The following is a 26438-nucleotide window of genomic DNA, read 5'->3' as shown; positions in this document are numbered from 1 at the left end:
AACTTAAGAGAAAGAAATAAAGAATTTAACTTAAGAGAAAGAAATAAATTAAAGCCTTCCCCCTTCCAGGGGGAAGGTGCCCGAAGGGCGGATGAGGGTACATATTCGAAAGGTAATAAAATTATAAATGAGCATATACGATACACTAAATAGCGAACAGAAAAAAGCGGTTCTGCAGACAGATGGCCCGGTGCTGATACTTGCAGGTGCAGGTTCGGGTAAGACCAGGGTACTGACACACAGAATCGCTTATTTAATTGACGAATGCGGTGTTAATCCGTGGAATATACTGGCAATAACCTTTACAAACAAGGCAGCAGGGGAAATGCGTGAGCGTGTTGACAAAATAGTCGGCTTTGGCTCCGAGAGCATATGGGTTGCGACTTTTCACTCAACCTGTGTGAGAATCCTTCGCCGCTATGCTGATAAACTGGGATATGACAACAACTTCACCATCTACGATACTGATGATTCAAAGTCCGTTTTAAAGGACATCTGTAAGAGGTATCAGCTTGAGACTATGCAGCTAAAGCTTCGCGGAATTCAGACTGCTATTTCTCATGCAAAGGACAACTGTGTTGATGCCGGTGAATATGTACAGGCTGCAGGAAATGACTTCAGAAAGCAGAAAATCGCCAAGGCTTATATTGAATATGAGAATACTTTGAAAAAAAATAATGCCATGGATTTTGATGACCTGCTCTTAAATACTGTGAAGCTTTTTCAGAAGGAACCCGAAATCCTTGCGCAGTACCAGGAGCGCTTCCGCTATATCATGGTGGATGAGTATCAGGATACCAATAACGTACAGTTTGAATTTATAAGACTCCTTGCTGACAGATATAAAAACCTCTGCGTAGTCGGTGACGATGATCAAAGTATCTACAGATTCCGAGGTGCTAATATCAGGAATATTCTTGATTTTGAAAAAGTGTATCCGGAAGCTACTGTCATAAAGCTTGAGCAGAACTACAGATCTACACAGAGTATTCTTGATGCGGCAAATGCTGTTATAAAAAATAACTATGGACGTAAGGATAAAGCGCTCTGGACTGATGAAGGAAAAGGTGAGCTTGTTAAACTTAAACAGGTTAACCAGGCACCCGAGGAGGCTGAGTACATTGCTTCCGATATATGTAAGCTCAAGAAGACAGGAAAAGCGAACTACAGAGATATAGCTGTTCTTTACAGAACCAATGCACAGTCACGTCTTATAGAAGAGCGCTTTGTATATGAGGGAATACCATATGACCTGGTAGGCGGGGTGAATTTCTATGGAAGACGCGAGATAAAGGACCTTCTTGCTTATCTTAAGACTGTTGATTCTGGCGCGGATGACCTTGCAGCCAGACGAATTATAAATGTACCAAAGCGCGGAATAGGAGCAACAAGCATTTCGCATGTACAGGATTATGCGGACGCTCATAACCTAAGCTTTTTGAAAGCATGCGCAGAGGCTGATATGATTCCGGGATTAAATAAACCGGCTCAGGCAAAGATAAAAGCTTTTGCCGAGATTATCAGAGTGTTCAGAGCCTTTTCAAAGGAGGCCAGACTTGATCAGCTGCTGCAGCATATTATCAGAGAGATAGGCTTCATCGATTATCTGTATACTCTTGATGAAGGCGATACCACTGAGGACAATGAGCGTCAGCAGAACGTAGACGAACTTATATCCAAGATGGCAGCTTATGAGGAAAAAGAGGATGAACCTACACTTACGGGATTCCTTGAGGAAGTAGCTCTTGTTGCTGATATTGATAATGTATCAGACGATGATGACAAGGTACTTCTGATGACTCTCCATAGTGCTAAGGGTCTGGAGTTTGATCATGTCTATCTTGCTGGAATGGAGGAGAATGTTTTCCCAAGCTATATGACGCTCATGAATGAGGACAATGATCCTGAGGGACTCGAAGAAGAGAGAAGACTCGCATATGTTGGAATAACCAGAGCTAAAAAGCATCTGACTCTCACCTGCGCAAAGAGCAGAATGAACCGTGGCCAGATTGAATATAACCGCATAAGCAGATTTGTTACAGAGATTCCTGAGAATCTGTTGGAAAAAGTAGGATTTGCAGAGAGTACTTATCAGTTTGACGGCGGAGAATCAATAGATGATGATGACGACATCGATATTGATACAGGCAGAATTTTCAAAAAGAAGATGGACTTTTCAAAACCAGCATATGGTATGAATGCCCAAAGTTCACCTCTTAAGAGAAGTGCTTACGGTGGCACCTCTGCGGCAGTTCAGCCCGCATATGGCAGACCTGTTGCAAAGGCTGCACCTCCCAAAAAGAGAGCGGTACCTAAGGATAAGCCTTTCATCGCCGGAGCCGCAAGTGCACATAGTAAAGCTGCATTAGGAAAACCGGGACTTGCAGGATTGTCCAAAGGCGCCCCTGCTTCAGCTTCATTAAATTACGGAGTGGGTGACAGAGTACTCCATGTAAAGTTTGGACAGGGCACGGTTCTTGATATCGTGAAGGAACCCAGGGACTACAAGGTTACAATAAACTTTGATGATTATGGGCAGAAAATTATGTTTGCTGCTTTTGCCAAGCTTCAGAAGATTAACTAAAAAAAGTATAAACTTTGCTAAATCGATAGAATGTTAAATTGTAGATGATATAATAGATATTGTAATAACTGTAAACTACATCTTGGAAAGGGGAACGTAATGGAAAAGAACAGAATTGAAGAACTTCTTGAAACAGTAAGAATTAACGAACTTTTAGAGAAGAAAGCAGCTGCAAATGCTAAGAAACCGGCTAACATTATTTTATGGTGCCTCGCTGTGTTTGGTGCAATAGCAGCAGTTGCAACAATTGCATTTTTAGTTTTCAATTACATGATGCCTGAGTACGAGGATGATTTTGACTATGACGATGACGATTTCGACGACTTTGATGATGACGATTTCGTTGATCTGGATTTGGAGAAATGAAGAAAAAAGATATTGTAACGGGAAGAATTGTTCGGGTAGAGTTTCCGAACAAAGGCATCATGGAGACGCCTGATGGAAAGGTAATTGTAAAAAATACCCTTCCTGGTCAGAAGGTGTCATGCGTGATTATAAAAAACAGAAATGGCAGAGCAGAAGGCAGGCTCCTCGAGGTTCTCGAAGAGCCTATTGATGCTATCGAAAGTCCCTGCATACACTTTGGAAAATGCGGGGGCTGTACTTATCTTACCATGCCCTATGTCAAGGAACTTGGACTAAAGGAACAGCAGGTAAGAAGAATTCTGAATCCTATTCTGGAAAAGCAGACACAAAGTTATACCTGGGAAGGAATCAAGACCAGCCCGGTGAAGTTTGCATACAGAAATAAAATGGAATTTACTTTCGGTGATGAGGAGATTGGCGGTCCCCTCACTCTTGGCATGCACAAAAGAAATAGCATGCATGACATAGTAAGTGTCACAGGCTGCAGAATCGTCGATGATGATTACAGTCAGATACTCAGCGCGACACTATCATATTTCGGACCTCTGTATAAAGAGGGAAAGATTTCTTTTTATCACAGAATGAAGCAGACAGGATATCTCAGACATCTTCTTGTAAGAAAGGCTGTAAAAACCGGAGATATTCTGATAGACCTTATAACCACGACTCAGGAGGATCACGACCTTTCGGATTATGTAGAATCTCTTCTCACTCTGGAATTATCAGGGCATATCGTGGGAATTCTCCATACGAAAAATGATGCTGTTGCAGATGCAGTTATAGATGAAGGCACATCAATCCTCTATGGTCAGGACTATTTTTTTGAGGAGCTTCTTGGACTTAAGTTCAGGATAACACCTTTTTCATTCTTCCAGACTAACTCCCTTAGTGCGGAAGTACTTTACGGAACAGTAAGAGAGTATATTGACGGGCTCTATGATAATACCACCGAGGATCCCGGTGATAAAATCATATTCGACCTCTATTGCGGAACAGGAACCATTGCGCAGATTATCGCCCCTATTGCCAACAAGGTTATCGGTGTCGAAATTGTTGAGGAGGCTGTTACCGCAGCAAAGGAAAATGCAGCGCGTAATCATCTTCTTGATTGCGAATTCATTGCAGGTGATGTACTTAAAGTCCTTGATGACATAGAAGACAAGCCCAACCTGATAATCCTTGACCCGCCTCGTGAGGGTATTAACCCCAAGGCTCTTAAGAAGATTATCGACTATGGCGTAAAGCATATGATCTACGTCAGCTGTAAACCTACATCTCTTGCCCGTGATTTGGAAATCCTGGCCGAGGGTGGCTATTATGTTCAGAGAGCCGTAGCTGTTGATCAGTTCCCTTGGACAAATCATGTTGAAACGTGCGTCCTCTTGTCCCACCAACAGGTCAAGAAGTCTGTAACCATTGATTATACGCCTGATGGAAGCTACATGGATGGCTTGAACAAGCACGCCACCTATAAAGAAATCAATGAATACGTGCTTGAGAAATACGGTTTTAAGCTCCATTCTGCCTATATAGCCCAAGTTAAACGTGAGATGGGTATAGAGATGGGAGAGAACTACAATCTGTCTAAATCGGACGATTATGAGCCTAGAGAGGTGACACCTGAAAAGCGTGCTGCCATCATAGATGCTTTGAAACATTTTAATATGATTGAGTAACAAAAATGGGAACCCATGACGGGTTCCCAATGTTTTTGACGGATGATTCCAAAGATTTATATGATATAATAACAAACGGTATTATCAAAAAAGATAAAATGTAAACATTTATAGATGAGGGAGATATGGAGAGAAAAACATATTGTGATTATCTCAGATTAATAGCCACATTTGCAGTAGTTGTACTTCATGTAGCTGCTTCAAATTGGTATAGTACGGATGTTAATGGGTTAGAATGGCAATCATTCAATTTTTATGATAGCGTCGTTCGTTGGGGAGTACCTATTTTTGTCATGATAAGTGGTTCCTTGTTTTTAAGCAGAGAAATCTCAATAAGAAAAATTTATAGTAAGTATATTCTTAGAATGGTAATAGCTTTTTTGACATGGAGCATATTTTATGCATTGATGACACCTGAATATTTCGAAAATGGAATGCTTTATGGTATTAAGACACATATTGACGCTATGGTATCTGGACATTATCATATGTGGTTTGTTCTCATGATTATCGGCATTTATATGTGCATACCATTTTATAAAAAAATAATAGCTGATAGTTTTACCATGAAGTATTTTTTGATATTGTCATTTTTATTTGCGTTTATGATTCCATGGAGTATTCAATTATTAAATGATTATTTAGTTGGAAATCACGAACGGTTAGCCAAGCTTGTTAGCGTTGCTAATTCACATGTATCGACAATGAATATGAGTATGGTAATGGGATATTCTTTTTATTTTGTATTGGGATATTATCTTGATAATTTTGAACTAAGAAAAAAATATCGTATACTCATTTATTTTTTAGGTGTTCTTGGATTTGCATTTACTGTTTTGGTGGATTTGAATTTAGCTATAAAGACGCAGCAACCATGTAGTAACTACTATGGTAATTTTCATGTTAATGTAATGCTTGAAGCAATATGCATTCATACATTGTTTAAATATCATAAATTCAAAAATGAGAAGCTCAATTCATTTGTTTTTATAATTTCAGGATATACTTTTGGAGCGTATCTGATACATGCTTTTTTTATAGAAAAATTATCATTACATTTTAACTTTAATACGTTATCTTTTAATTCGGTTGTGTCTGTTCCTATAGTATCGGCAGTTGTGTTTATTTGTGCTCTATTAGTATCAACAGTGTTAAATCATATTCCAATAATAAAGAAATATTGTGTGTAGAGTTTTAAAGACAGTGGAGGAATTCACTGTCTTTTTGCATGTATTCCACTGAGGAAACTTGAGAAAATATCACTTTATAAAAAAAGAAATGAGCATGCTGGCATTTTATTACAATTAAATACTAATTAAATGTGCGTAAACAAGATAAAAACGGTATTTTAATAGCAATTAAATTACTATTTTTTGACATGGGTGGAATAAAAAAGGTATTTAATAGCCTTTAAATGACTATTAAATACCAATTAAAATACAATTATTTGACATTAGCTTCCAAAGAAATCTTCATCATCAGGGATGCTATCAAGAGACATATCCATCTGAGCTACATCATGATTGATTTTATCAATCAATTTCTGAGTATAAGAATCATAAGAAGTGCTCCCAGATGCTTTTTCAGGGACTTTTGAAGGTGTAACTTTACGATGTTCCTTTGCAGATTCTAAAATGCCTAAATTTGGCGCTGAACTTATCTCGGGTACATCTGTCTTAGGTTGCCTCTTAAAAGCCTTATAAGCTTCTTGAGCACGCTCATAAGCATCTAAATCAAAGTCACCATCATCTGATAAGTAAATATATTTATTTTGAGTAGCCCATTCACTGAATTCACGGGCTTCTTCTTCCAGCTCTTTCTTCTCTGATTCAGAGATAGCAGGAGCATCAGAAATAACCTCAGACTCATCATAATAAGCAGTAGCTTGATTATCATTCTGCTTCTCAGCAATCTTTTCATCAAGGGCTTTTGGCATATAATCTCCGCCAAGCTTATCACTTCTGATTTTCCTTTTACCTTTCGGAATCTCATCTTCCGATTTGATTTTGCTAGCATCTTGCATCGAATAAGTGAAATATTCACCATGTCTTTTGAGCGTTCCATTTCTTACAATTGTGACTCCACGGTCATTTAATTTGCTAAAAAAATCATCCCTTGATGTAGCTTCGTTCATTGCAAGTTTGATACGACTTTTCAAATCATCTTCCCAAATGTAATGCGGCGCATCTTCTCCATTTTTGATTGCTTCTTGGTTCTCCTGACGCATCCTTCTAACGTGCCTAGAAACCTTATCTTTTGATAACTTTATTTGGCTCGTTTTCTTATCAAAAATATCCTTATAATCCATATCAACATCGATGTATTTTTTTGCAATTTCATCAGCACCTTTTGCAACATATGTAAATTTAGTTTGCTCATCAGAACAGCCTTTAAAATCTGTCATTGAAACGTTGTTCACAATAATGTGACAGTGAAGTTTTCCACCTTCACCATCATTTTGAACACATATTAAAGTCTGTCTATTTGGGTAATATTTTTCTGCAAATTCTCTAGAAATCTCACCTGCAATAAGAGCAGAGTTTGGGTCTTTTGGGTCTAATTCTTGTTCACTAAAAGAGAGAACAATACGGCGAACTTGATTCTTATTTCTGCTTGAAGCACGAGACCAATATTCGTTCATTTGGTCAGCATAAGAAGGCGGCTGATTTGGAAACATTCCGACAGTAGTTACAAACAAATTTCGTTTCTCATTGTTGTTATGACCTTTACCTTCTTTACCACCTAAAGCATAGTCAATAGCCGCTTTACCAAAAGCAGTTGCTGTTATTCGAGTATACGGCATAATTGCTCACCTACCTTCTTTGTAACTTCTTCGTATCTGTTCATAATAGCGTCTAAATCTTTCGCAGGAAGACAGTCTTTTTTGATTTCTTCTTCCTCAGCCGCTTTCATCGCTATGTCATCAAAATTACTTGAACCTGCATATTTTTTTTCGATATGTTTCAGTTTCAATTCTTGGTTATAATTGATACCAATTCGTTTCAACTCACTGCGAATTCCTTCCATTTCGGAATATAAGGCATATAGTGTTTTGTGATATTTTTCAGCATCATCATGTTCTACAAAATGAATTTTGGGAACATACCACAGAAGCCTTTTATCGACTAAAAGTCTTAAAATTTCAGAGCTACTTCTTCCGTTATTGGCAACTATTATATCTATCACAGACATAATCTCAGGGGAGAGTCTAATGCTAACAGGGACGAGGGTGTTGGTTTCTTTTTCTTTATTATCCATTTCAAAAACTCCTTTCCAAATATGAGCGGTTGGTAAAAAGAGGGCAGAGCACGATTCCAACCGCAGAAAAAATGCAGGTAATGGGTTTGTATACGAAAAACGTATATCAAACCCTCAACCTGCTAGGGGACAGCCCTTTGGGCTTTCCCCTAGAACCCCTTTTAACCGAAAACCGATGTATCTCCAAAAAGGAGATTCCGATCGGTTTTGGTAATTGCAAAAAACACTAGCAGAGCACGAGGGTTGAATTATTGCAGAGCCGAAGTTGGAGCAACAGGTGTTGTAGCATTTTGAGACTTCTGAGGTTCTGCATCTAATTCTGTTTTTGCTTTTGAAAGAATCGAATCAAAGTTTGAAACGATGTCTTTTACAGCTTTTTTGAGAACAGCGTCATCAGCAGAAACTACTTTTTCTTGAAAAGCTTTCTTCTTAAATTCTTTCTCAAAAGCACTTGTAATAATATCAAGCTTCTGACCTTTTAAAGCATCAGCTTGTTCAATAAGTCTAGCGATATCACGCTGCAAATCCGTGTAAGTCTTTTTTGATTTTGACATAATTTTGTACCTACCTTTCATTTGATACTCTGGCTCGTTTGGGAGCCAGAGCGTTAGTTTTTATTCTTCATTTGAATCATCTGTGGAGCCAATTCTTAAAATGCCTCTGTATCTATCTGCTAAAACAGGTATAGCAAGTAAGTCCTTATTTCTGCCTTTATGAGTTGTACTCATCCACTCCTTTAGGTCATACTCAACGATAAGGGGTTCAGGACCATTCATGTTGTTTTGCGAAACTCTGATTTGCTTTCTTTTATCCTCACAAAACCAATTTCTATCATTTCTAATAACTGCTAATAAATCATTAGTGAATGTTGATTTTCCAATGACAGTACCTGATGGATTATTCTTTCTGAACCATGCTGTAAACAGGTCATATAAAAATGGGAATGGAAGCAAATCCCACTTGAATTCATCACGAAGCTCATTCCAAAATTGTCTCACAGGGTCGTTGTACTCTTTATATTCTTCAAGAGCGATTTTGCAGGACTCAGGTTCAGACAACTTATAAAAATTAGTCTCAAGAGCCTTCTTCATTACATACTCAAGAACTTCCTCTCTATGCAGGTAGTCATTCTTAATTTCAGGTATCTCTATACCTGTAAAGCATTTGGTCATTGGAATGAAAAGCTGTCTTCTGAAGAATGAATCAGATTTATCTTTTATTCTTGGCAAGTCATTCAAACACTGAACCACAAAGAGATGAGGTCTATACTTTATTGGGTCTTTATTTTTTCGGTCTATGTAGACCATGTCAGATGTGATAACAGCTTTCAAGTTTGCAGCCTTATCCAAGTAACCTCCAACATCGTTTTCATCAGTTATGATTGCAGATTTTCCTATCAGCTGAGTCAATGCAAACCGTTCTGAAAAATCTGTAAGAGCAATAGAACAATGTGCTTCGTCACCAAGTAGAGAACGCCACATTTCAACTAAAGTTCCTTTGCCATTGGCACCAGTGCTACTCATAAGAAATGCACCCATATTCCATCTAACATGTGGTCTAAGGAGTGCTGATGTAATTTCCCAAAACAGATTTACAATCGCAGGGTCATCATTCAAATCAGACATCCATGTTTCCACTTCCCAATCCTCACCATTTGGCATTGTGATTATGGGGCTTACAGCGTTAGGATTATAATTCACGCATGACTTTGTGAGGAACACATAGTCAGGAGTAAAGTCTTCAAGTTCTTTTGTGTCGTAATGAAAAATGCCGTTATTAACAGCAATCAAATCTTTGTCATCGGTAGCACCGACTATGTCATCCCCAGACATATCAAACAGATAATCTTTAACGATACGTTTGTCTTTTGGTGTGATGCCTTCATCAACAAAATCTATCATTTCATTTACAATCAAATCTTCAGTACGATATAAACCACGATATTTTTCATATTTACCATTTGAAATATTGATGACAACATCATCGATATAAATACCAAAAATGACACCATATTCTGTATCTTCACTTACACGAATTTTCCGTGTTTTGAAAACGAAATTTATAATGCGTGCAACTTGGTATACTGTGATGTTATCTTCCAATTTCCACCAATTCTTTTTATCAGTAGGGAATTCGTTAATATTTCGCTCTTGATATTTTTGATTAGTAATACCAAGTAATTTATTTCTAGCATCTTTGATACTGTTGAGTGATGTGAATTTGTAATTTGATAGGAATTCATTTGTTGCGGCACATATAACATCTAGTTTAGTTAACATCTAATACACCTCCTAAAGTTCGGAGACATCAGCAAGATATCGCTCAAATTTTTCTCGGTGAATAAAATTTTTTTTCTGACCTTTCATCTTCACCACAAAATCACAATCGGGCTTGTTGATAATTGTGTAAAGCTGGTTATAAGCTATACCACTCAAAGCACTCGCTTCAGGTACTGTTAAGAATATCTTTTCGCTGATTCTAACTTGATTTTTTAAACTCATTAGATTGGAGAGTTCATTTTTGTCTTTTTTTGTATTCATAGTGACCTTCCTTTCTGAATTTGATAATAAAAAAAGAGGATATGAACAGTAGTGGTTGTAAGTAACCAACTACTGCCCATATCCTCAGAATTTTTTAAGGTGGGTCTGCGATGCCTTCCACCGTCACAGTTATAAAAGCGTAAAGTATATTTAATTTCTTCTAACATATTATCATAGTATCTAACTGCTTACAACACAAAAATATAAGAAAATTATCTACGTGCTTCTCGTGTCCCACCAAAAAGGGGGGGATAAAAAAAGAAGCGATGAACTAATCACCGCTTCCTAGACTAATGAACTAAACACGAGTCATATAGCCTGAATTCCTATAAATATTTTATCAAAAATCACAGAGTAAATCAATTGAAACACTGATAAAATAAGGGTTTTTCTATATATTTTTAATCGCAAATCACACCTGAAAAAGAAGTGAGATAAAACTGATGTCACCAAATGTCACAAAAATTGTCACCACGATTTTTAGCTGTATTGAATACGTCAAACCCTTGATTTTACAGGCTTTGATGCACTTGTCACCAATGTCACCAATTTTTTTAAAAACTCCAACTATATATATGAAAATCACAGAAAAAATAAAAAAGTTATTTTTTGTGGTGACATTGGTGACATTCATATATTTTTCTTAAAAAACCTTATAAAATCAGGGTTTCTACTTATAAAAGTCGTCACCAAAGCTGTCACCAAACATATTTTTTGTCACCAAAATTGGTGACATTTTGTAGTTTTCGCTCTTTTTTTTTCTGTGATTTTCGATTGGTGGAGCCACTCATCCCTTTACTTTTACTCAAACCTTTCATCTGTGAGATTACAGCCTAACGGCTGCGGTTTGAATCTCAGAACTAAGAATCACAATGAAAGGAATGGTATATCTATATGTCTATTACACATCCACCACCTGAAATTCCATGGTACGAATCCCGTTATTCATCTTTTTCTACTGATAAGAACCAATACGCTCATCTGTCAGTCAGAGAAATCCACGAGGCTCTCAATGCTTCCGTGATAGGTCAGACAGAAGCGACAAAGCAAGCTGCTATGCAGATGTACTTAACACTTCACAATCACAGAAGTATATACGTTTATGCGGGTCACACAGCATCAGGAAAGACCTATATGTTTGAACAACTTTCAAAACTATTTCCAGGGCTTTGCTATGTGATAGATGCTAGTGGTCTTACCGCCGAAGGCATTGTCGGCAATAAGAAATGGTCAAACCTCTTATCACCAATCCAGCCGCACACACATGCTCTTGTAGTTCTTGACGAGATTGATAAGAGCCTTGCATCGCACATAGTTAGTTCAGGAGAGAATATCGCCGCTACAACTATGAACGAAGGATTGAGCATTCTACAGGGTACAATGCTTGAAATATCTTGTGGTAAGAATAACCGCTATACGCTTGATACAAGCAAACTTTCTTTCGCTTTAACAGGAGCGTTCTCAAACACAGCAAAAGACGTAGCCAAAGCTGCATCAACATCAATCGGTTTTGGAGCATCCCAAACAAAAGAATCCGCTTATGAAAAGCCTTTTGATTATGACACGCTCCGAGAACATGGTCTCACAGAAGAATTCTGTGGGAGAATCAACAAAATCATAACGCTCAACAATCTTGATGCATCTACTTATCTTCAAATGCTGAATGATACATCATCAGGTCCAATCCTAAAACTCCAAAACGAATTTAATATCAGATTCCATCTTCCTGATTCTTTGAAAGAAGAAATCGCTACGGAAGCTTTCGAATCACAGCTTGGAACACGATATGTCATTTCACAGCTTCAAAATCTTATAGAAGATTCTATCTATGAAGATGCAGACACAGATTATGTTGAGCATCTAAAGGATGATGGCTTTGTAGATGCCACATACCTTGAAACACCATTTGACTGAGAATACTAAGGAGAATTTAATCATGGAAAACATTATTTCAATCGAATCTATCGTTTCAGCACTCAGAACTAAAAGACCTGACCTTGAAATCAGCGTCAATGAAACCATCAAGAACAAGCAGAAACTTCAGGGAATCACCATCAAATCACCTGCCACTAACATAGCACCGAATATCTACGTCGAAAATTATATAAAAACCTTCGATTCTGTAGATGCTATCGCTAATGCGATACTGAATACATACGAAGAACATAAATGCTTTGATAATTTCAATGTATCTGATATCTTGAATAAGGATTATATCTGTGAGCATGTCTATCCGCTTTTACAACAGGCAAGTGATGAACCGCTAATCAAGATGCCTATTCCAGAGGCATTTCATGGAGCTGAGGCATATCTTGCTATCGTTTCTCAGGCTGATGATGAAAACACCTTCTCGATAAAGCTCACACCGCAGATTCTAGCAACAGCTAATGTAGATATCGAAGCAGACCACCTCTTTGAGCGTGCTCTTGCTAATCTCAAAGAGCAGGTAGTCATCACATCACTCTACGAAACAATCAAGCAGCTGACAGGAATGCCTGATGATTGTGATATGCCATTTCCTTTTGACGAACAGCTTTATGTCATCACCAATAAATCGAAAACTAAAGGTGCATCAGCAATTCTTTGTGATGATATCCTCAGGGATTTTGCAAAGGAGCATAACATTGAGGATGGTTTTTTTATACTTCCATCGAGTATCTCGGAATGTATAATTGTTCTCGACAACCATGAGATGAATATCGATACATTATCTGAGATGGTTCAATCCGTAAATCAAAATGAAGTAGCCAAAGAAGACTGGCTCGCATCTGAAGCTTGGTATTATTCGCTGAAATAAAAAGTGACGCTCTCAGATGCCCACAGAGCAATATTTTGAGCAGTCCACGAAGAAGACTCCACAAAGCCCCTAAAACGCCTAAAATCGGCTTCTAGGGGCTTTAAAGCAAACATATCTCAATGAGCTATAATTTTAGGAGCAAGTATTATGAAAATCAGTTTTTATATCGAGGACGGGAATAATCCCGTCCTTAATGTTCTTCCAAAATCGGAAGGAAACATTCAAAAACTCCGAGAGCAGGTTCAAAATCTTGAAATCGAAAATCCTGCTCTAACCTTTGCGAAAGAATATCGCAAATACGAACATAACGAGCCATCTGCTTTCAGTAATCTGTCTGATGCACAGATTGAGCAGATTGCTAAAATAGCGGATTCTCTTGCAGACCTTTGGAAGACCAAAGAAGAACCTAAAGGTGAGCCAAGAATAAATATAGTAAAATTAATTGAAATTCTTCTTAATATTACAGCTTCTAATATCTGTATTTAATGGGTTTTAATTGCACTTTTCCATATATGGAAATATAATGGTGGTACATGTGAAGCACGTATTAAAAGGAATGATTTTAAATGACAAAAGTAGAAAAGAAGAAGTGTTATTTCTATACAAGGGTTTCAACCGAAATACAGGTGGATGGTTACTCTTTGGAAGCACAATATGCAGAGCTTGAAAGAGAAGCCAAGCACAGGGGCTTTGTTCTCGCTCATCACTATTCCGATGAGGGAAAGTCAGGTAAGAACATCACAAACCGTAGCCAATTCAGACAAATGCTTGATGATATCAAGAATAACAAAGACGGTGTATCATACGTCTTTGTTTTCAAGCTTTCACGTTTTGGTAGAAACGCAGCCGATGTCTTGAACTCTGTTCAGCTTATGCAAGACTACGGAGTCAACCTTCTTTGTGTAAAAGATGGAATTGATTCTGCATCTGCCACAAGTAAGCTTATGATTTCCGTTCTCTCAGCTGTCGCTGAAATCGAACGTGAGAACATCCAAGAGCAGACTATGGCAGGAAGACGACAAAAAGCAAGAGATGGAAAATGGAACGGTGGCTTCGCACCTTATGGCTATGCTCTTGTTGATGGCAAGCTTGTGATAGCCGAAGAAGAAGCCGTTGTGATTCGAGAAATCTTCAACAAGTTCGCTGAAGGAGATATTGGTCTTGGTGGTGTAGCCAAGTGGCTAACATCCAAAGGCTATACCAAGAAGATACGACAGAACGGAACTGTATCTAACTTCTCAGCACACTTTGTGAAGGGTGTTCTTGATAACCCTGTTTACATGGGAAAGATAGCATACGGCAGACGTAAGAATGAGAAAATAGAAGGTACTCGCAACGAGTTCCATGTGATAAAAAATAAAGACTATAACACCTATTACGAGGGCATCCATGAAGCTATTGTTTCAGAAGAACTTTGGTACAAGTGCCAAGAGAAACGTAAGATTACAGGTGTGAAGCATGAGAAAGTATATTCGTTAGAGCATCAGCATGTGCTTAGTTCTATTTTGAAATGTCCTATCTGTGGAGCAGGCATGTATGGAAACATTTCAAGAAAGAAAAAGAAAAAACTTGGTCCAAATGGAGAAACAGAATGGTATAAAGACCAGTTCACATACGTCTGCAAGCACCGTAAGCTAATTGATGGCTATAAATGCGATTTTAAGCGTCAGCCGAATCAAGACAAAATCAATGCTGAAGTCTATGCTATCGTAAAAGAGTTCATACAAAAAGCATACGCAGAATCAAAAGAATCTCTTGATGCTTTCGCCGTAAGCGAAGCTAATGAAAAAATTTCAGAAGTAAATAACAATAGCATTTTAGAAGAAAGAAAAGCAGACTTAGAACGTCTGAAAAAGACTTATGACCAAAAAGAAGCTGCAAAGAACAAATTCTTTGACAGGATGCAAGCACTCGATATCTGTGATGTGAACTATGATATCAAGTTTGATGATTTGCAAAAAATGCAAGATAAGCTTTATATTGAGCTGCAAGAAATTGATAAGCAAATCGCCGAACTCGAAGCTTCGGTAAATGCATCAACTGAAGAAGCAGAGATGTTTGACTATGCTATGGAGTGCTTCCATGAGATGATGGAGAACGGAATAGAAAACTATCCTGACGCTGCAAAGAAAGATTTCTTTAAACAACTGATTGAGAGTGTGGAAATCTTTGAAGATGATAAGGAGCATGGTAGGTGGGTCAAGCACATTAGATTTAAAATACCGATTGCCTATGAGGATGATGGCGATGAAGTGCTTGATTATTATCCTGATGATTCTCGGGACAGTGTATCGCACGTCGAGACGGTAGCTCTGCTGACTAAGGCAAGTACAAATTGATGGCTGAAAAGCTTTAAAATATAAGGATTCTGATAGAAGGCCATAAAAGTTGGGTGTTCTGCCGGAATCCTTTTATGTTGCGGTATCATCAGTCCTATACACTGACTTGGTATAGTCGAGGCTGAATGACTATCAAATGTTTCAACTGCAATATATTAACACGGAGCGCGGAATTGAGCATGGAATCGATTATCGAACCGTTATAGACCGTTATCGAACTGTAGCAGGGGGCTTTATCGGACATGTAATGTGCTATGCTATATATAAGGCTAAGGTGAGTAGGGACTGACTGATTCGTATCGGAAAGGAGGGACATCATGGATAATGAAAATGCATGGAACTTCTGTGTGGCTGGCAACATAGTTAAAATGAGAACAGACGAAAATGGAGTCCTCAGGCATGGTACATCTGGTTTTTCAGGTGGAACCAAAGTGTACTTGCAAGGAAAATTTTGGAATGAGTATCATAGAAATCAAGGGTTGATTGCTGTAATAGGACTGAGTAGAGGGAAACGATATGAATGTCTTTTGGTTCCTGTTGATGCAATAGAGAATGTTCGTTTTCAGAGAGTATTTAATCCCAGAGTAATTGATATGATGGATGATTGGGAGTACGCAAGTGCGTGGTGGCATAGGACAGCAGATGATAAAAGAGAAGCTAAAACCTTTGCGGAGGAATGGAATAAACAAGAGAAGGGTTCGGAAGAATCCTCACATATATCTTTTGAGAGAATTGCATCAGAAGAAGGATGTAGTCCCGAAGAACGTGTTGAGTTTGATTTTACTCCAATAGATAATGAGCATACTAATGATGCACAAGAGTTGAGAAAAAGATTAGATAGTATGAAACTTCAAGGGCGTGTTATTAGTGATATTCGATTCACATCTCATGTGTATAATCTGACCGAGGATGAGATAGGAGAAACACTGTGGAGGGAAACTCGAGGATATCCGAATGATCTTCACAATTATATTTCTAATCCCCAAAATGTAGATGATAATTTTCCGTTTCCAATGTGGTTTGAGATGGATGAACCCTTGCTAATAAGATTTGAGGATGGGGATCAGTTTGAGATTTTTACAGAAGTTGAAGAGTGCTATTATGTTGGGATGAATAGAATTCCTTGGAATGCGAAGGGGAAAGTAAACATTGAGAATGTGAATGGATCTATATTGTTTGACATCATGAAGGGGGCTGTCATCACTGATGTAGAGGTTGTGATGAACAGTTATCCGTCTGGAGAGGAATATATAGGTTCTGTTCGGATAAGGTGGAAGAAGGAAGAAGAGTACTATTTGGTCATAGAGAGTGAATGCCACGATTATATGGGGGTTAGTTTGGAAGAATGTTCAGGCAGAATCATTAAGTGCCCTTTCAGCAAAATCAAGCAAAGTCTGTATATAAGATCTGAATAGTGGCGAAAGAAATGGTAAAAGATATTGTTTTAGATTCTGGCAGAAAATACTGATATTGAGATTAGAGTTTTTCTTTAGTGTGTGCTCTGGACAGACTAATTCTGGCATATATGAACGTCTTATACGCTGAGTTTAGCTGTGCGAGTAGACTGATTATTTATGTATAGGAAGATGTTATGGATAATTCTAAAGGTGTAATATACATTCTTACAAATCCTTCTTTTCCAGATTATGTAAAGATTGGATATACAAGAGACTTGGAGAAACGTATAAAGCAGCTTAATAGTAGTGTAGCAATTCCATTTGCTTTCAGGAAATACGCTACTTATGAGGTTGAAACAAAACTTGCTGATAAGTACCTTCATCATCTCTTGGATCAGCTTGATCCAGATCTTCGCGCAAGAGAGATCATTGATGGCAAGGAACGTAAGCGCGAGTTCTATAAGATGAATCCTGAAAAAGCGTACTCGATATTGAAAGATACAGCAAAAATCTCTGGTACTACGGATAGGTTAAAGAAAGTGACACCAGAGGGACATGAAATAATGGAGAATGAAACAACTGTTGAAATTGATAAAGGAATTACAACATCTGAGCTGGATTTGACTCAGCATCTTGTGTATCCAACCTACAAATTGCGGAATATCACCTCTGATGAATTAGATGAGCCAATTACGGAAAGGTTTTGGACTGATTTAATAAAAAGCTGTGTCAGTGATATACCGACGTTTTCTACTCCGATATCTAACGGATGTTATAGTGCATTTCAAATAACTTGTTATGACAATATTAATCCCAAAGATACCATGGAAATATATATAGCATCAGATAAAGCGCGTGACACTGAGTTTATATGCATAAGTATAGGTAGCGGAGTTGTCAAACCCAGCAAAATAACATCAAATGTTGGAAGTAAAGAGGTGTATAGAAAAAAAGGTTATAGTGAATGCAGAGTATATTTTTCAATATCAAAAGGTGAAGATCGATTAAAAGATGTAAAGTCAGTGATTGATTTTCTAAAGGAGATAATGCATATAGGAGACGATATGAAAAAACAAAGAATGATGAACTAACGGAAAAATAAGTTATTACGCTACTTGTGTGATGTCGGCATGATATTCGACATGATAACTGAATACGGGAATGACCACGAGGAATATGACCTTCTTCCTACGCAGGATGATTTTGACAGATTTTAATCTGAAATATTATTTCAGAAGCAGATATTGTTTAAGAAATAAAAATTCATACTACATATTATTTAATATGGATTTAATAGCATGGAATATTCAGTGATTATAGAATTATTATGCAAAGGTATTGTCTGAAAGGATGGTGCATATTTATGAAGAAAAGGATTTCTGTTCTTGTTATCACATGCATGCTTTTTTGTATTATGGTCAGCAAAATGGCTATCTCGATTAAAGCAGCCAATATAAGCAAAGAGGAGATTAAGCAGGGGGCGGTTTCTGATTTTTCTTACAAAAATGTTATGAGATATCGTGACAAATATGTTGGCAAATATGTTGTTATTCCTATGTGTATCGGTTCAGTAGTGGGGAATACCGATAATGCTATGTTTGATGCTGCTATTATTGAGTATGACGAAACTTACAAGAATAACATTTACTATAATTTTGATGAAGAATTCATAATCAATAATAATAAATATGATAAAAGCTTATCATGGGTGGAAGGTGACTATATCATTGTTTATGGAAAGTATATGGGAATAGCGACATATTACACAACTAATCCTTATACAGATAAACAAGACCCAATAGATATACCTGTTATTGATGTATATTATGATGTTTTGACTGATGATCCATTTGATTCTAGCCTTTATTCAAGCAGCAATTCCACTGGCAATAATAATGCTAATAATAATTCAAATAATAGTAATAATGCTAACAATAATTCCAATAATAGTAGTGAGTATGATGATTACATGGCTAAGTACAACTATTATAATAGTCTGGGAGACAGGTATTATTCAGACGGAACAGAGCTTACAATTGGCTATTATGGGGATCCAGGTGATGATTGGGATGAGTATGTATTATATGGATCAGATGGCGGATATTACGGAAGAGAGTACTTGGAACAGTTTTCTAGTAGTGACCTCAGAATTGCAAGAAATGAGATATATGCTCGTCATGGTAGAATGTTTTCTTCTAGCGATTTGCAGAACTATTTCAACAGTAAATCATGGTATACACCTATTTATTCACCAGAAGAGTTTGATGCTCTCGGAGATTCAGTCCTTAATAAATATGAAAAGGCAAATCGCGATATTATAGCAGCTATAGAAGCTTCCAGAAAGTGACTATGGAATGATGTGTAGTTTTTCTTTGGGAAAGAGGCACTTATGAATAAAAGATTTATACAAATTACTACATGCTTTTTATTTCCTTTATTCCTTTTGGTTGAGACAAAATATATGGTTCAGGCTAACATAAGTCAGGATGATATTATCAGAGGTGCTAATTATGAGATAAATTATGAAAATGTGATGCATTATAGGGATAAGTATATTGGAGATTATATTGTGGCTCCAATGATACTTGGTGCTGATGCTTCTAATGCTGATCATGAGGAATTTAATGCCTATATAATTGATTATTATTCTTCAAAGACTGATTTAAAATACGATGGCTCAAAAACTTTTATTCTGAAGGATATGAGATATGATAAAAGTAGGACCTGGATTGAAGATGATATTATTGTCATATATGGGAAGTATTCAGGAACTGAAACCTATTACACTACAAATCAGTATACGGATAAAAAAGATCCAGTAGAAGTGCCAGTAATAGAGGTGTACTATGATGAAATAACAGATGACCCATTTAATAAATATTATTATATGGATAGTTCATCAGCTGATTTATCAGAGTCATATGGAGATGCTGAAGAATATGGAGATGTAGACTCTGTTATATATCAACGTTACATGGAAAATATAGGAAATAATAGTGTTTCATGGGATTTAACTGTTACAGCACCCGACGGATATGTTAACTTACGGGAAGGTCCGGGAACAAACTACAATATCATTATCCCGATTGAAAATGGACAAATACTTGAGACCTCAGATGCTCTATATAATCAGGATGCGAAATGGGTGAAGGTTTATTTTGCATGTGAAGAAGGATTGTATGAAGGTTGGGTTGCTAAATCGCAGGTAAGTAAATAATTCTAATGAAAACTAAGGCATCAGACTAAACAGTCTGGTGCTTTTTTATGCAATAAAGGAGACAAATGGCGGACAGAATAAAGGGGATTACTGTCGAGATTGGCGGTGATACCACAAAACTCTCAAAAGCACTTGAGAGTGTCAACAAAAGCATACGTACTACCCAGGGGTGCTTAACTGATGTCAATAAGCTCCTTAAGCTTGATCCTGGGAATACGGAACTGTTATCGCAGAAGCAGATGGAAACAGCATTGTCATGATAAATGACATTATCTTTAAGGGTAAGCGAAGCCTGAACTGGGAAGATGTCGAACAGTATCTTAAAGATTATGTGGGAGAGTTTTACTCAATAGCAGAGGATGGAGAAATCATATATATTGGGACAACTCTTCCAGGGGAATATGCCGGATCTGTTTATACCAAGAAGCTGAAAGGTGCGGTTGCTAAAGCTAAGGCAAATGCTGCACAGGGAATACCGGAAATGATTGAAATAGCTACGAATGGGGTGTTCGAAGAAAACAGGAAGAAAAAGCATGGCCGTGATGCTAAGAATGGATGGTATAGGTATGATACTCGTTTTGGATTACCAATCTATGGTGAAGATGATGAAATCACTGGATACAATATTTTTCACGCCAGACTATTGATAAGACATGCAGGCAGTGGGAAGAAATATCTATATGATGTTATGGAAATAAAAAAGAAACGAGCAAGTCCTGTCAGGCCGAAGCCCTACCCGGTGAAAAACCCATTTCTTGATTCTTATCTTAAATAGGTTTGTTACAGTTGTCAACAGAAAAATGGAGGGAGATGACAATTTATGACAAAGACTAAGAAAACTAAGTGTTACATATATACAAGAGTATCCACCGCTATTCAGGTTGATGGATACTCTCTGGAAGCTCAGAAAGAGAAAATCAGAAAGTATGCGGAATACCAGGATATGGAAATTGCAGGCGAGTATTCTGATGAAGGATTCTCAGGCAAGAACATAAAGGGCAGGCATGAATTTCAGAGAATGCTTAATGATATCGAAGATTGCAAGGACGGGGTAAAATACGTCCTTGTTTTCAAGTTGTCGAGATTTGGAAGAAATGCTGCGGATATTTTTAATTCATTGCAGCTTATGCAGGACTTTGGTGTAAACCTTATCTGTGTAGAAGATAGCATCGACAACTCGAAGGAGGCCGGAAAGCTTCTTATATCAATCCTTGCTGCTGTAGCTGAGATGGAGCGTGAGAATATAAGAGTTCAGACAATGGCAGGTCGTGAGCAGAAGGCTCGTGAAGGCAAATGGAACGGAGGTTTTGCCCCTTATGGCTACAAGCTTGTTGAAGGCGGGCTTGAGATAGCAGATGATGAGGTGGAGATCATTAAGCTGATCTATGATCGTTATATTCACACTAATTCCGGTATCAATGGTGTGGCAAGCTATCTTAACAGTCATGGATACACGAAGAAACTTCGTCAGAACAACACCATATCAGGCTTTTCATCCAGTTTTGTAAAGGATGTTTTGGATAATCCGGTTTATATGGGGAAAATTGCATATGGAAGACGCAAGACAGAGAAGAAGATAGGCACACGTAACGAGATGCATGTGGTGGAGCAGTCAGAGTTCCCTATCTACGAGGGTGCTCACGAAGCCATTATTTCTGAAGAGGACTGGAATCTTGCTCAGGCTAAGAGAAAGGAAAATGCATATGTACGGCAGAAGGTTCATGACATTGATCATGCTCACATCCTATCAGGTATATTGAAATGCACGTGTTGTGGCAAAAGCCTCTATGGAAATATAGCCAAGGCTCATAGCAAGGATAACAAGACCAGGTATTATTACTATTGTAAGAATACTCTTGGTGCAACAGGACACAAGTGTACTTTCAGGCTGAACATTGAGCAGAATGAAATGAATAATCTAGTCGCATCCATCATATCAGCAATGGTAAAGGATGATCAATTCAAGAGTGCTATCAAGGAAAAGATTGGAAATGCTGTGGATACAGAGGAACTTGAGAATGAGAAAGATGTTCTCAGGGGGCAGCTTAAGCAGGCTGTTGGCACAAAGAATCGACCGGCAAAGCAGATGGATTGCCTCGATGTTGATGATCCGCACTATGACAGGAAAGTTTCAGATCTGCAGAGCCGTTATGATGAGCAGTATGATATTATAGAGGATATAGAGAACCAGATTGATGAAGTACAGAAGCAGATAGACAGTATCGTGCAGGAAAATCTGTCTGGAACAAGTGTCTACAATCTCCTGCTTGCGTTCAATAAACTCTATAAGGACTTTACCGAAGCTGAGCAGAAGGAATTCATGAGAGCGTTCATTGACAGGATAGACATCTATCCGGAAAAGCCTGCTAAAGGCTGCTGGGTAAAGAATATAGTCTTCAATTTCCCCGTTCCGATAAATGGTAGGAATGTTAGAGAATTGTCCTTGGAAAATGAAACAATACTCGAGACGGTAGCTTTGCTGACAAAGGCTGAACACACTTAAATAGAAAAACACAAGTGGCTTAACGGTGCGCTTTGTGGCTAACGTTAAAAGATGTTAGCAAGCATAGTAGCACCGTTATTTTTATGCCATTTTGAAAGTGTAGAGAAACTGAACTACGAGAAGGTTGAGACGGTGGTACTCCATGAAATCAAAAGTGAATACAGTTTAACGATAGCAAAATGTGCTGGGTGTTTAGTACTGAAATATAGAGTATAATATTGATAGTTTGCAGCGTATGTAAACTGATGCTTAAATAATTTGATTGGAGATATAAATGGCAAAAGATACAACTACAAGCCAAGAATTGTTTTCACACTTATTTGAGGCCTGCAATATATTGAGGGGCCCAATTAATCAGGACGATTATAAAAGTTACGTTACACCCATCCCGTAAATGAATCATCAACCGTTATTAGCAGTAGGAGCTTTCCAGCCCTTAAGGTGTGTGATCTGAACAGCTTCAGGAAACACAGGTTATCGTTCCAATGCAAAGAACTTTAAGCTGATCAATTCTTGAAGATGAATATACCGGAGTAACTAAAAAGCCTCGACAACGTCCGATTGTCGAGGCTTTTTAAAGTGTTTCAAAGTGTAAGAAAATATAATAAAAGCTGTATCAGCAACATGCGGGAAGATGAGGATCGCCGCTGGCTATTGCCTTTGCCTCTTCTTCCGATAACTCCTTCAGGTCATCATCACTGATTCCCTGCATGCGGATAACGATAGTTTTTGCAACCTCATCCGGAATATCATAGCCTAATTCGAATGCAGCTTTCTGACCGGCCTGCCAGGGTTCTATTCTCTCGCTTTCAATAAAACGCCTCATCCCCTCGGAAATTTTGTTGCGTAATATGTCATTGTCCATAAACTCAGAAAAAAACTGCTTTGCGTCTTTCATGTTGTTTTCCTCCTGTTATATCACGATCTGCAATGAGCTTCTTAACGCAGGATGGTTTACAGAGAACCCATCGAAAAGCAACTTCATTTTAACATACGGGATTAGCTAAATCAATTTGATATGATCTTAAGGCCTATTGCAATCATCATTGATAAAATTTATCATGTTATTAGCAGTAAATTATAATGTCTGTTCGTGTTTTAAAGAAAAAAGCCCTTATGTTAGGTGCTGCAAAATCAGTGTTAGGAGGTGCTGAATGTTTTATATTCTGGAAAATGGTATCAAAGTAAAAAAGTGGGCGAGCGGATGGGCCTGTTGCGGCACGGAAGAGGCGAAAAAACCATTTCCACTGAGGCCTAAGGATTATAAACTTTTGAAAAGCTGTGATGGCATGACTGACCTTGCCGATAGTGATGCGTTGCGCGCATGGGAAGCCATGGGTGTGATCCGAAAATGTGAAAAAGGCGAAGCTCAGCTTTCGGAAGGACAGATTCAGGAATATCCAAATAAGCTGAACTGTGTCCTCGATTGGACAATCACCGATCGCTGTAACTACAACTGTCTGCATTGTTTCCATGCAGCGGACAATACTACACTGAAAGATGAGTTTTCCCGCGAAGAGGCCTTTCATCTTCTGAAGGAAGCACAAGTCTGCGGCATTACCCATGTTGAGCTCACAGGCGGAGAACCGACCATGTATCCGTATTTCCGCGATGTTGTTCAGGAGGTTCATGACCTTGGCATGAAGCTGGGATGTGTTGTAACCAATGGCTCGCTGATGACCGAGGAGCTTGCAGCCTTCATCAAGAGGCTTCACCCGGATTGTTTGATTGCGATTTCCTTTGACGGCATTGGAATCCATGACTGGATGCGTCAGCACAAAGGAAGTGAGGAGAGTGCCAAGAATGCCATCCGGATCTGCGTTGCTGCCGGTCTTAAGGTTGTCAGCAACATGAATGTAAACAGAAAGAATCGTGATGTGCTCTTTGATTCGGTCAAAATGCTTTCGGAAATGGGTGTTGACCATCTCCGTATCATAAAGACGACAGAAGTGCCCAGATGGGCTCTTAACTCCGAAGACTTTTCTATGACACCGGAGGAATACTATGATTATTCCATAGAGTTTGCAAAACAATACCGCGAAAGCGGTCTGACTATCCCTGTAAGGCTTTGGCAGGTTCTGGCTCTGAATGGACGTGACAAAATCTACCATATCGTTCCTGTTAAGGCATCCGGCAGCACTTTCTGCGAATATGAAATGATATGCCCTGACATGCTTAAAAAGCTTTCCGTCCAGCCTAGCGGTGAAATAATTCCATGTGCCCCGATGGCCGGAATACTCACCTCAAGAAACATCCACCTTGGCAATGTGAAGCATGACGGTCTGGTTAAGCTGCTTTCTGAAGGTGCGCTGTATGAACAGGTAACCTACACGGTTAAGGATAAACAAAAGGCCAATTCCAAATGTGCCGGCTGTAAGTATTTCAAATACTGTCAGGGCGGCTGTCCTGCCGTGGGATTACTTTTCAATGGCAGTCCTCTTGGTACCGACGATTATAAATGTATGTTCTTTGAAAAAGGGTATTACAAAAAGATCAGTGAGGCCATGGAAGGATGGAAGAATCTGCTTCCACTGACGGAAGCTGAGGAGCGTCTGCTCTCAGGAGAATCGTGAGAGCGCAAAGCACGGAACGCTTCGATATCGACTTTTGACACTCACATCATAATATTAGGAGGCACCAAAGTTATTGATAGTTTCTCAAACAAATTGAGTGGCAAATTTGAGGGTCAATGTAAAGCTGAGCAGAAGGAATTCATGAGAGCGTTCATTGACAGGATAGACATCTATCCGGAAAAGCCTGCTAATGGCTGCTGGGTAAAGAATATAGTCTTCAATTTCCCCGTTCCGATAAATGGTAGGAATGTTAGAGAATTGTCCTTGGAAAATGAAACAATACTCGAGACGGTCTGTTTGATGTCAAGGGTCGAAGGAAAATAGCCGCGAAAGCCCAGTAATACTACGATTTTCGGGCAATCGGGCAAATTCGAAATCAGCCAGACCAAACGCTCTGCGGTAACTTATCCAAGGGCAAATCCGGTCAAAAAGTGTGAGAGTTGAGTTGCTACGATAGATGTCGGGGTAGTTGTGGCTGTGAGATAGATGTCAGGAAATAAAAAATGTTAATTTCGCGTGTCATTTACATTTGAATGGCTAATGTTAATCCGCGTTGCTTGTGGCAACGGTCTGCTGCTCCTACAATGAGGACAACAACTGAAGAAAGGAGGTTATCCTCGATGCTTAATGAGAATATTCAGTCCATAAGAAAGTCGAAAGGACTGTCACAAGAGGAGCTTGCAATTAAGCTGAATGTAGTGAGACAGACCGTGTCCAAATGGGAGCGTGGGTTATCGGTTCCGGATTCCGAAATGCTGATCAATATTTCAGAGATTCTCGAAACACCGGTTAGCGTTTTGCTCGGTGAACCGAATACAGAGATAGGGGTACCCGTTGATGATTTGAAAGTAATTTCTGAAAAACTAGCGCAAGTTTACAAGTTATCTGCCCTGCATCTGTAAAATGTAGATATTTCCTGGCTTCAGGGCACCTTGAGTGTATAGCCTAACTAAATATGTAATAAATGCCCACAAATATACCAATATATGGTATAATACAGCTATAGAGTATATCCTAACTTGTGGAGGCTGTATGGGAACCATAATCAAAAAGAAAATCAAGGGGCAGAATTACTACTACTATGGCGAATCCAAGCGCGTGGATGGTAAGCCTAAAATCGTGAACCAGAAGTATCTTGGTTCCGCAGACAAGCTGCTACAGCTGGCTGCTGATGCGGGTAGATCTATA

Annotated in this window: 23 protein-coding genes and 1 pseudogene; 18 read left to right on the top strand and 6 right to left on the bottom strand. The window is 38.5% G+C overall.

Annotation, left to right across the window (positions count from 1 at the left end; genetic code table 11):
• The first annotated feature begins 127 nt into the window (after window positions 1-127).
• From G602_RS0120140 to G602_RS0120125, 4 genes are all read left to right on the top strand, one after another.
• Window positions 128-2584, top strand: coding sequence for an ATP-dependent helicase (locus G602_RS0120140; RefSeq protein ID WP_026660620.1), 2457 nt, complete (start codon window positions 128-130; stop codon window positions 2582-2584).
• Between the two features lie 99 nt (window positions 2585-2683).
• Window positions 2684-2950: a hypothetical protein gene (locus G602_RS0120135; protein ID WP_026660619.1), complete on the top strand. Its 267-nt coding sequence runs from the start codon at window positions 2684-2686 to the stop codon at window positions 2948-2950.
• Window positions 2947-4626, top strand: a complete 1680-nt coding sequence (gene rlmD / locus G602_RS0120130) for a 23S rRNA (uracil(1939)-C(5))-methyltransferase RlmD (protein WP_026660617.1) — start codon at window positions 2947-2949, stop codon at window positions 4624-4626. Before G602_RS0120135 ends, rlmD begins: the two co-directional genes overlap by 4 nt.
• Before the next feature lie 125 nt (window positions 4627-4751).
• Window positions 4752-5816 (top strand): acyltransferase, encoded by a 1065-nt coding sequence (locus G602_RS0120125; RefSeq protein ID WP_026660616.1) that lies wholly within the window; start codon window positions 4752-4754, stop codon window positions 5814-5816.
• A 263-nt stretch (window positions 5817-6079) separates the two neighbouring features.
• On the opposite strand, the gene G602_RS0120120 is transcribed toward G602_RS0120125, so the two are convergent.
• The 5 genes from G602_RS0120120 to G602_RS0120100 all read right to left on the bottom strand — a co-directional run bounded on the left by G602_RS0120120 (window position 6080) and on the right by G602_RS0120100 (window position 10424).
• Window positions 6080-7429 carry a relaxase/mobilization nuclease domain-containing protein gene (locus G602_RS0120120; protein WP_026660615.1) on the bottom strand — a complete coding sequence of 450 codons (1350 nt, stop codon included), beginning with the start codon at window positions 7427-7429 and terminating at the stop codon, window positions 6080-6082.
• Window positions 7411-7884 carry a hypothetical protein gene (locus G602_RS0120115; protein WP_026660614.1) on the bottom strand — a complete coding sequence of 158 codons (474 nt, stop codon included), beginning with the start codon at window positions 7882-7884 and terminating at the stop codon, window positions 7411-7413. The genes G602_RS0120120 and G602_RS0120115 overlap by 19 nt, the downstream gene beginning before the upstream one ends.
• Before the next feature lie 248 nt (window positions 7885-8132).
• Window positions 8133-8438: a hypothetical protein gene (locus G602_RS0120110; protein ID WP_155830005.1), complete on the bottom strand. Its 306-nt coding sequence runs from the start codon at window positions 8436-8438 to the stop codon at window positions 8133-8135.
• A gap of 60 nt (window positions 8439-8498) precedes the next feature.
• Window positions 8499-10163 carry a phage/plasmid primase, P4 family gene (locus G602_RS27705; protein WP_049945365.1) on the bottom strand — a complete coding sequence of 555 codons (1665 nt, stop codon included), beginning with the start codon at window positions 10161-10163 and terminating at the stop codon, window positions 8499-8501.
• Window positions 10164-10175: 12 nt separating this feature from the next.
• Window positions 10176-10424: an excisionase gene (locus G602_RS0120100; protein ID WP_026660611.1), complete on the bottom strand. Its 249-nt coding sequence runs from the start codon at window positions 10422-10424 to the stop codon at window positions 10176-10178.
• Window positions 10425-11318: 894 nt separating this feature from the next.
• On the opposite strand from G602_RS0120100, the gene G602_RS0120090 reads away from it, so the two are divergent.
• The 11 genes from G602_RS0120090 (at window position 11319) to G602_RS0120035 (ending at window position 22677) form a co-directional block, all read left to right on the top strand.
• Window positions 11319-12338, top strand: coding sequence for an AAA family ATPase (locus G602_RS0120090; protein ID WP_081676095.1), 1020 nt, complete (start codon window positions 11319-11321; stop codon window positions 12336-12338).
• A gap of 22 nt (window positions 12339-12360) precedes the next feature.
• A complete protein-coding gene (locus tag G602_RS0120085; protein ID WP_026660608.1) occupies window positions 12361-13221 on the top strand; it encodes a DUF5688 family protein in 861 nt (286 codons plus the stop codon).
• Window positions 13222-13368: 147 nt separating this feature from the next.
• Complete coding sequence (locus tag G602_RS0120080) at window positions 13369-13707, top strand: hypothetical protein (protein ID WP_026660607.1); 339 nt, start codon at window positions 13369-13371, stop codon at window positions 13705-13707.
• Window positions 13708-13787: 80 nt separating this feature from the next.
• Window positions 13788-15560, top strand: a complete 1773-nt coding sequence (locus G602_RS0120075) for a recombinase family protein (protein WP_026660606.1) — start codon at window positions 13788-13790, stop codon at window positions 15558-15560.
• Between the two features lie 317 nt (window positions 15561-15877).
• A complete protein-coding gene (locus G602_RS0120070; protein ID WP_026660605.1) occupies window positions 15878-16975 on the top strand; it encodes a hypothetical protein in 1098 nt (365 codons plus the stop codon).
• A gap of 176 nt (window positions 16976-17151) precedes the next feature.
• Window positions 17152-18048: a GIY-YIG nuclease family protein gene (locus G602_RS29400; RefSeq protein ID WP_049945364.1), complete on the top strand. Its 897-nt coding sequence runs from the start codon at window positions 17152-17154 to the stop codon at window positions 18046-18048.
• 272 nt (window positions 18049-18320) lie between these two features.
• Entirely contained in the window at window positions 18321-19304 is a 984-nt protein-coding gene (locus G602_RS31600; protein ID WP_026660603.1) for a YARHG domain-containing protein, read from the top strand.
• Between the two features lie 42 nt (window positions 19305-19346).
• The gene (locus tag G602_RS0120050; RefSeq protein WP_026660602.1) at window positions 19347-20174 is read left to right on the top strand and encodes an SH3 domain-containing protein; all 828 of its coding nucleotides are present in this window, start codon (window positions 19347-19349) and stop codon (window positions 20172-20174) included.
• 65 nt (window positions 20175-20239) lie between these two features.
• The gene (locus G602_RS27695) at window positions 20240-20434 is read left to right on the top strand and encodes a hypothetical protein (protein WP_044933027.1); all 195 of its coding nucleotides are present in this window, start codon (window positions 20240-20242) and stop codon (window positions 20432-20434) included.
• Entirely contained in the window at window positions 20431-20949 is a 519-nt protein-coding gene (locus G602_RS27690; protein WP_044933024.1) for a hypothetical protein, read from the top strand. The genes G602_RS27695 and G602_RS27690 overlap by 4 nt, the downstream gene beginning before the upstream one ends.
• Before the next feature lie 45 nt (window positions 20950-20994).
• A complete protein-coding gene (locus G602_RS0120035) occupies window positions 20995-22677 on the top strand; it encodes a recombinase family protein (protein ID WP_044933022.1) in 1683 nt (560 codons plus the stop codon).
• A 616-nt stretch (window positions 22678-23293) separates the two neighbouring features.
• On the opposite strand, the gene G602_RS0120030 is transcribed toward G602_RS0120035, so the two are convergent.
• A complete protein-coding gene (locus G602_RS0120030) occupies window positions 23294-23575 on the bottom strand; it encodes a hypothetical protein (RefSeq protein ID WP_026660599.1) in 282 nt (93 codons plus the stop codon).
• A 256-nt stretch (window positions 23576-23831) separates the two neighbouring features.
• Here G602_RS0120030 and G602_RS0120025 point away from each other — a divergent pair, with 256 nt between their 5' ends.
• The 3 genes and pseudogenes from G602_RS0120025 to G602_RS27685 all read left to right on the top strand — a co-directional run.
• Window positions 23832-25250 carry a radical SAM/SPASM domain-containing protein gene (locus tag G602_RS0120025; protein ID WP_026660598.1) on the top strand — a complete coding sequence of 473 codons (1419 nt, stop codon included), beginning with the start codon at window positions 23832-23834 and terminating at the stop codon, window positions 25248-25250.
• A gap of 141 nt (window positions 25251-25391) precedes the next feature.
• Complete coding sequence (locus G602_RS0120020; RefSeq protein WP_196808734.1) at window positions 25392-25574, top strand: hypothetical protein; 183 nt, start codon at window positions 25392-25394, stop codon at window positions 25572-25574.
• 296 nt (window positions 25575-25870) lie between these two features.
• Window positions 25871-26116 (top strand): annotated as a pseudogene (locus tag G602_RS27685) (helix-turn-helix domain-containing protein); the annotation flags it as partial.
• Window positions 26117-26438 lie beyond the last annotated feature (322 nt).

Source organism: Butyrivibrio sp. AC2005 (assembly GCF_000424145.1).
Taxonomy (GTDB): Bacteria; Bacillota; Clostridia; order Lachnospirales; family Lachnospiraceae; genus Butyrivibrio.
This window is presented reverse-complemented; position numbering and strand designations above follow the sequence as displayed.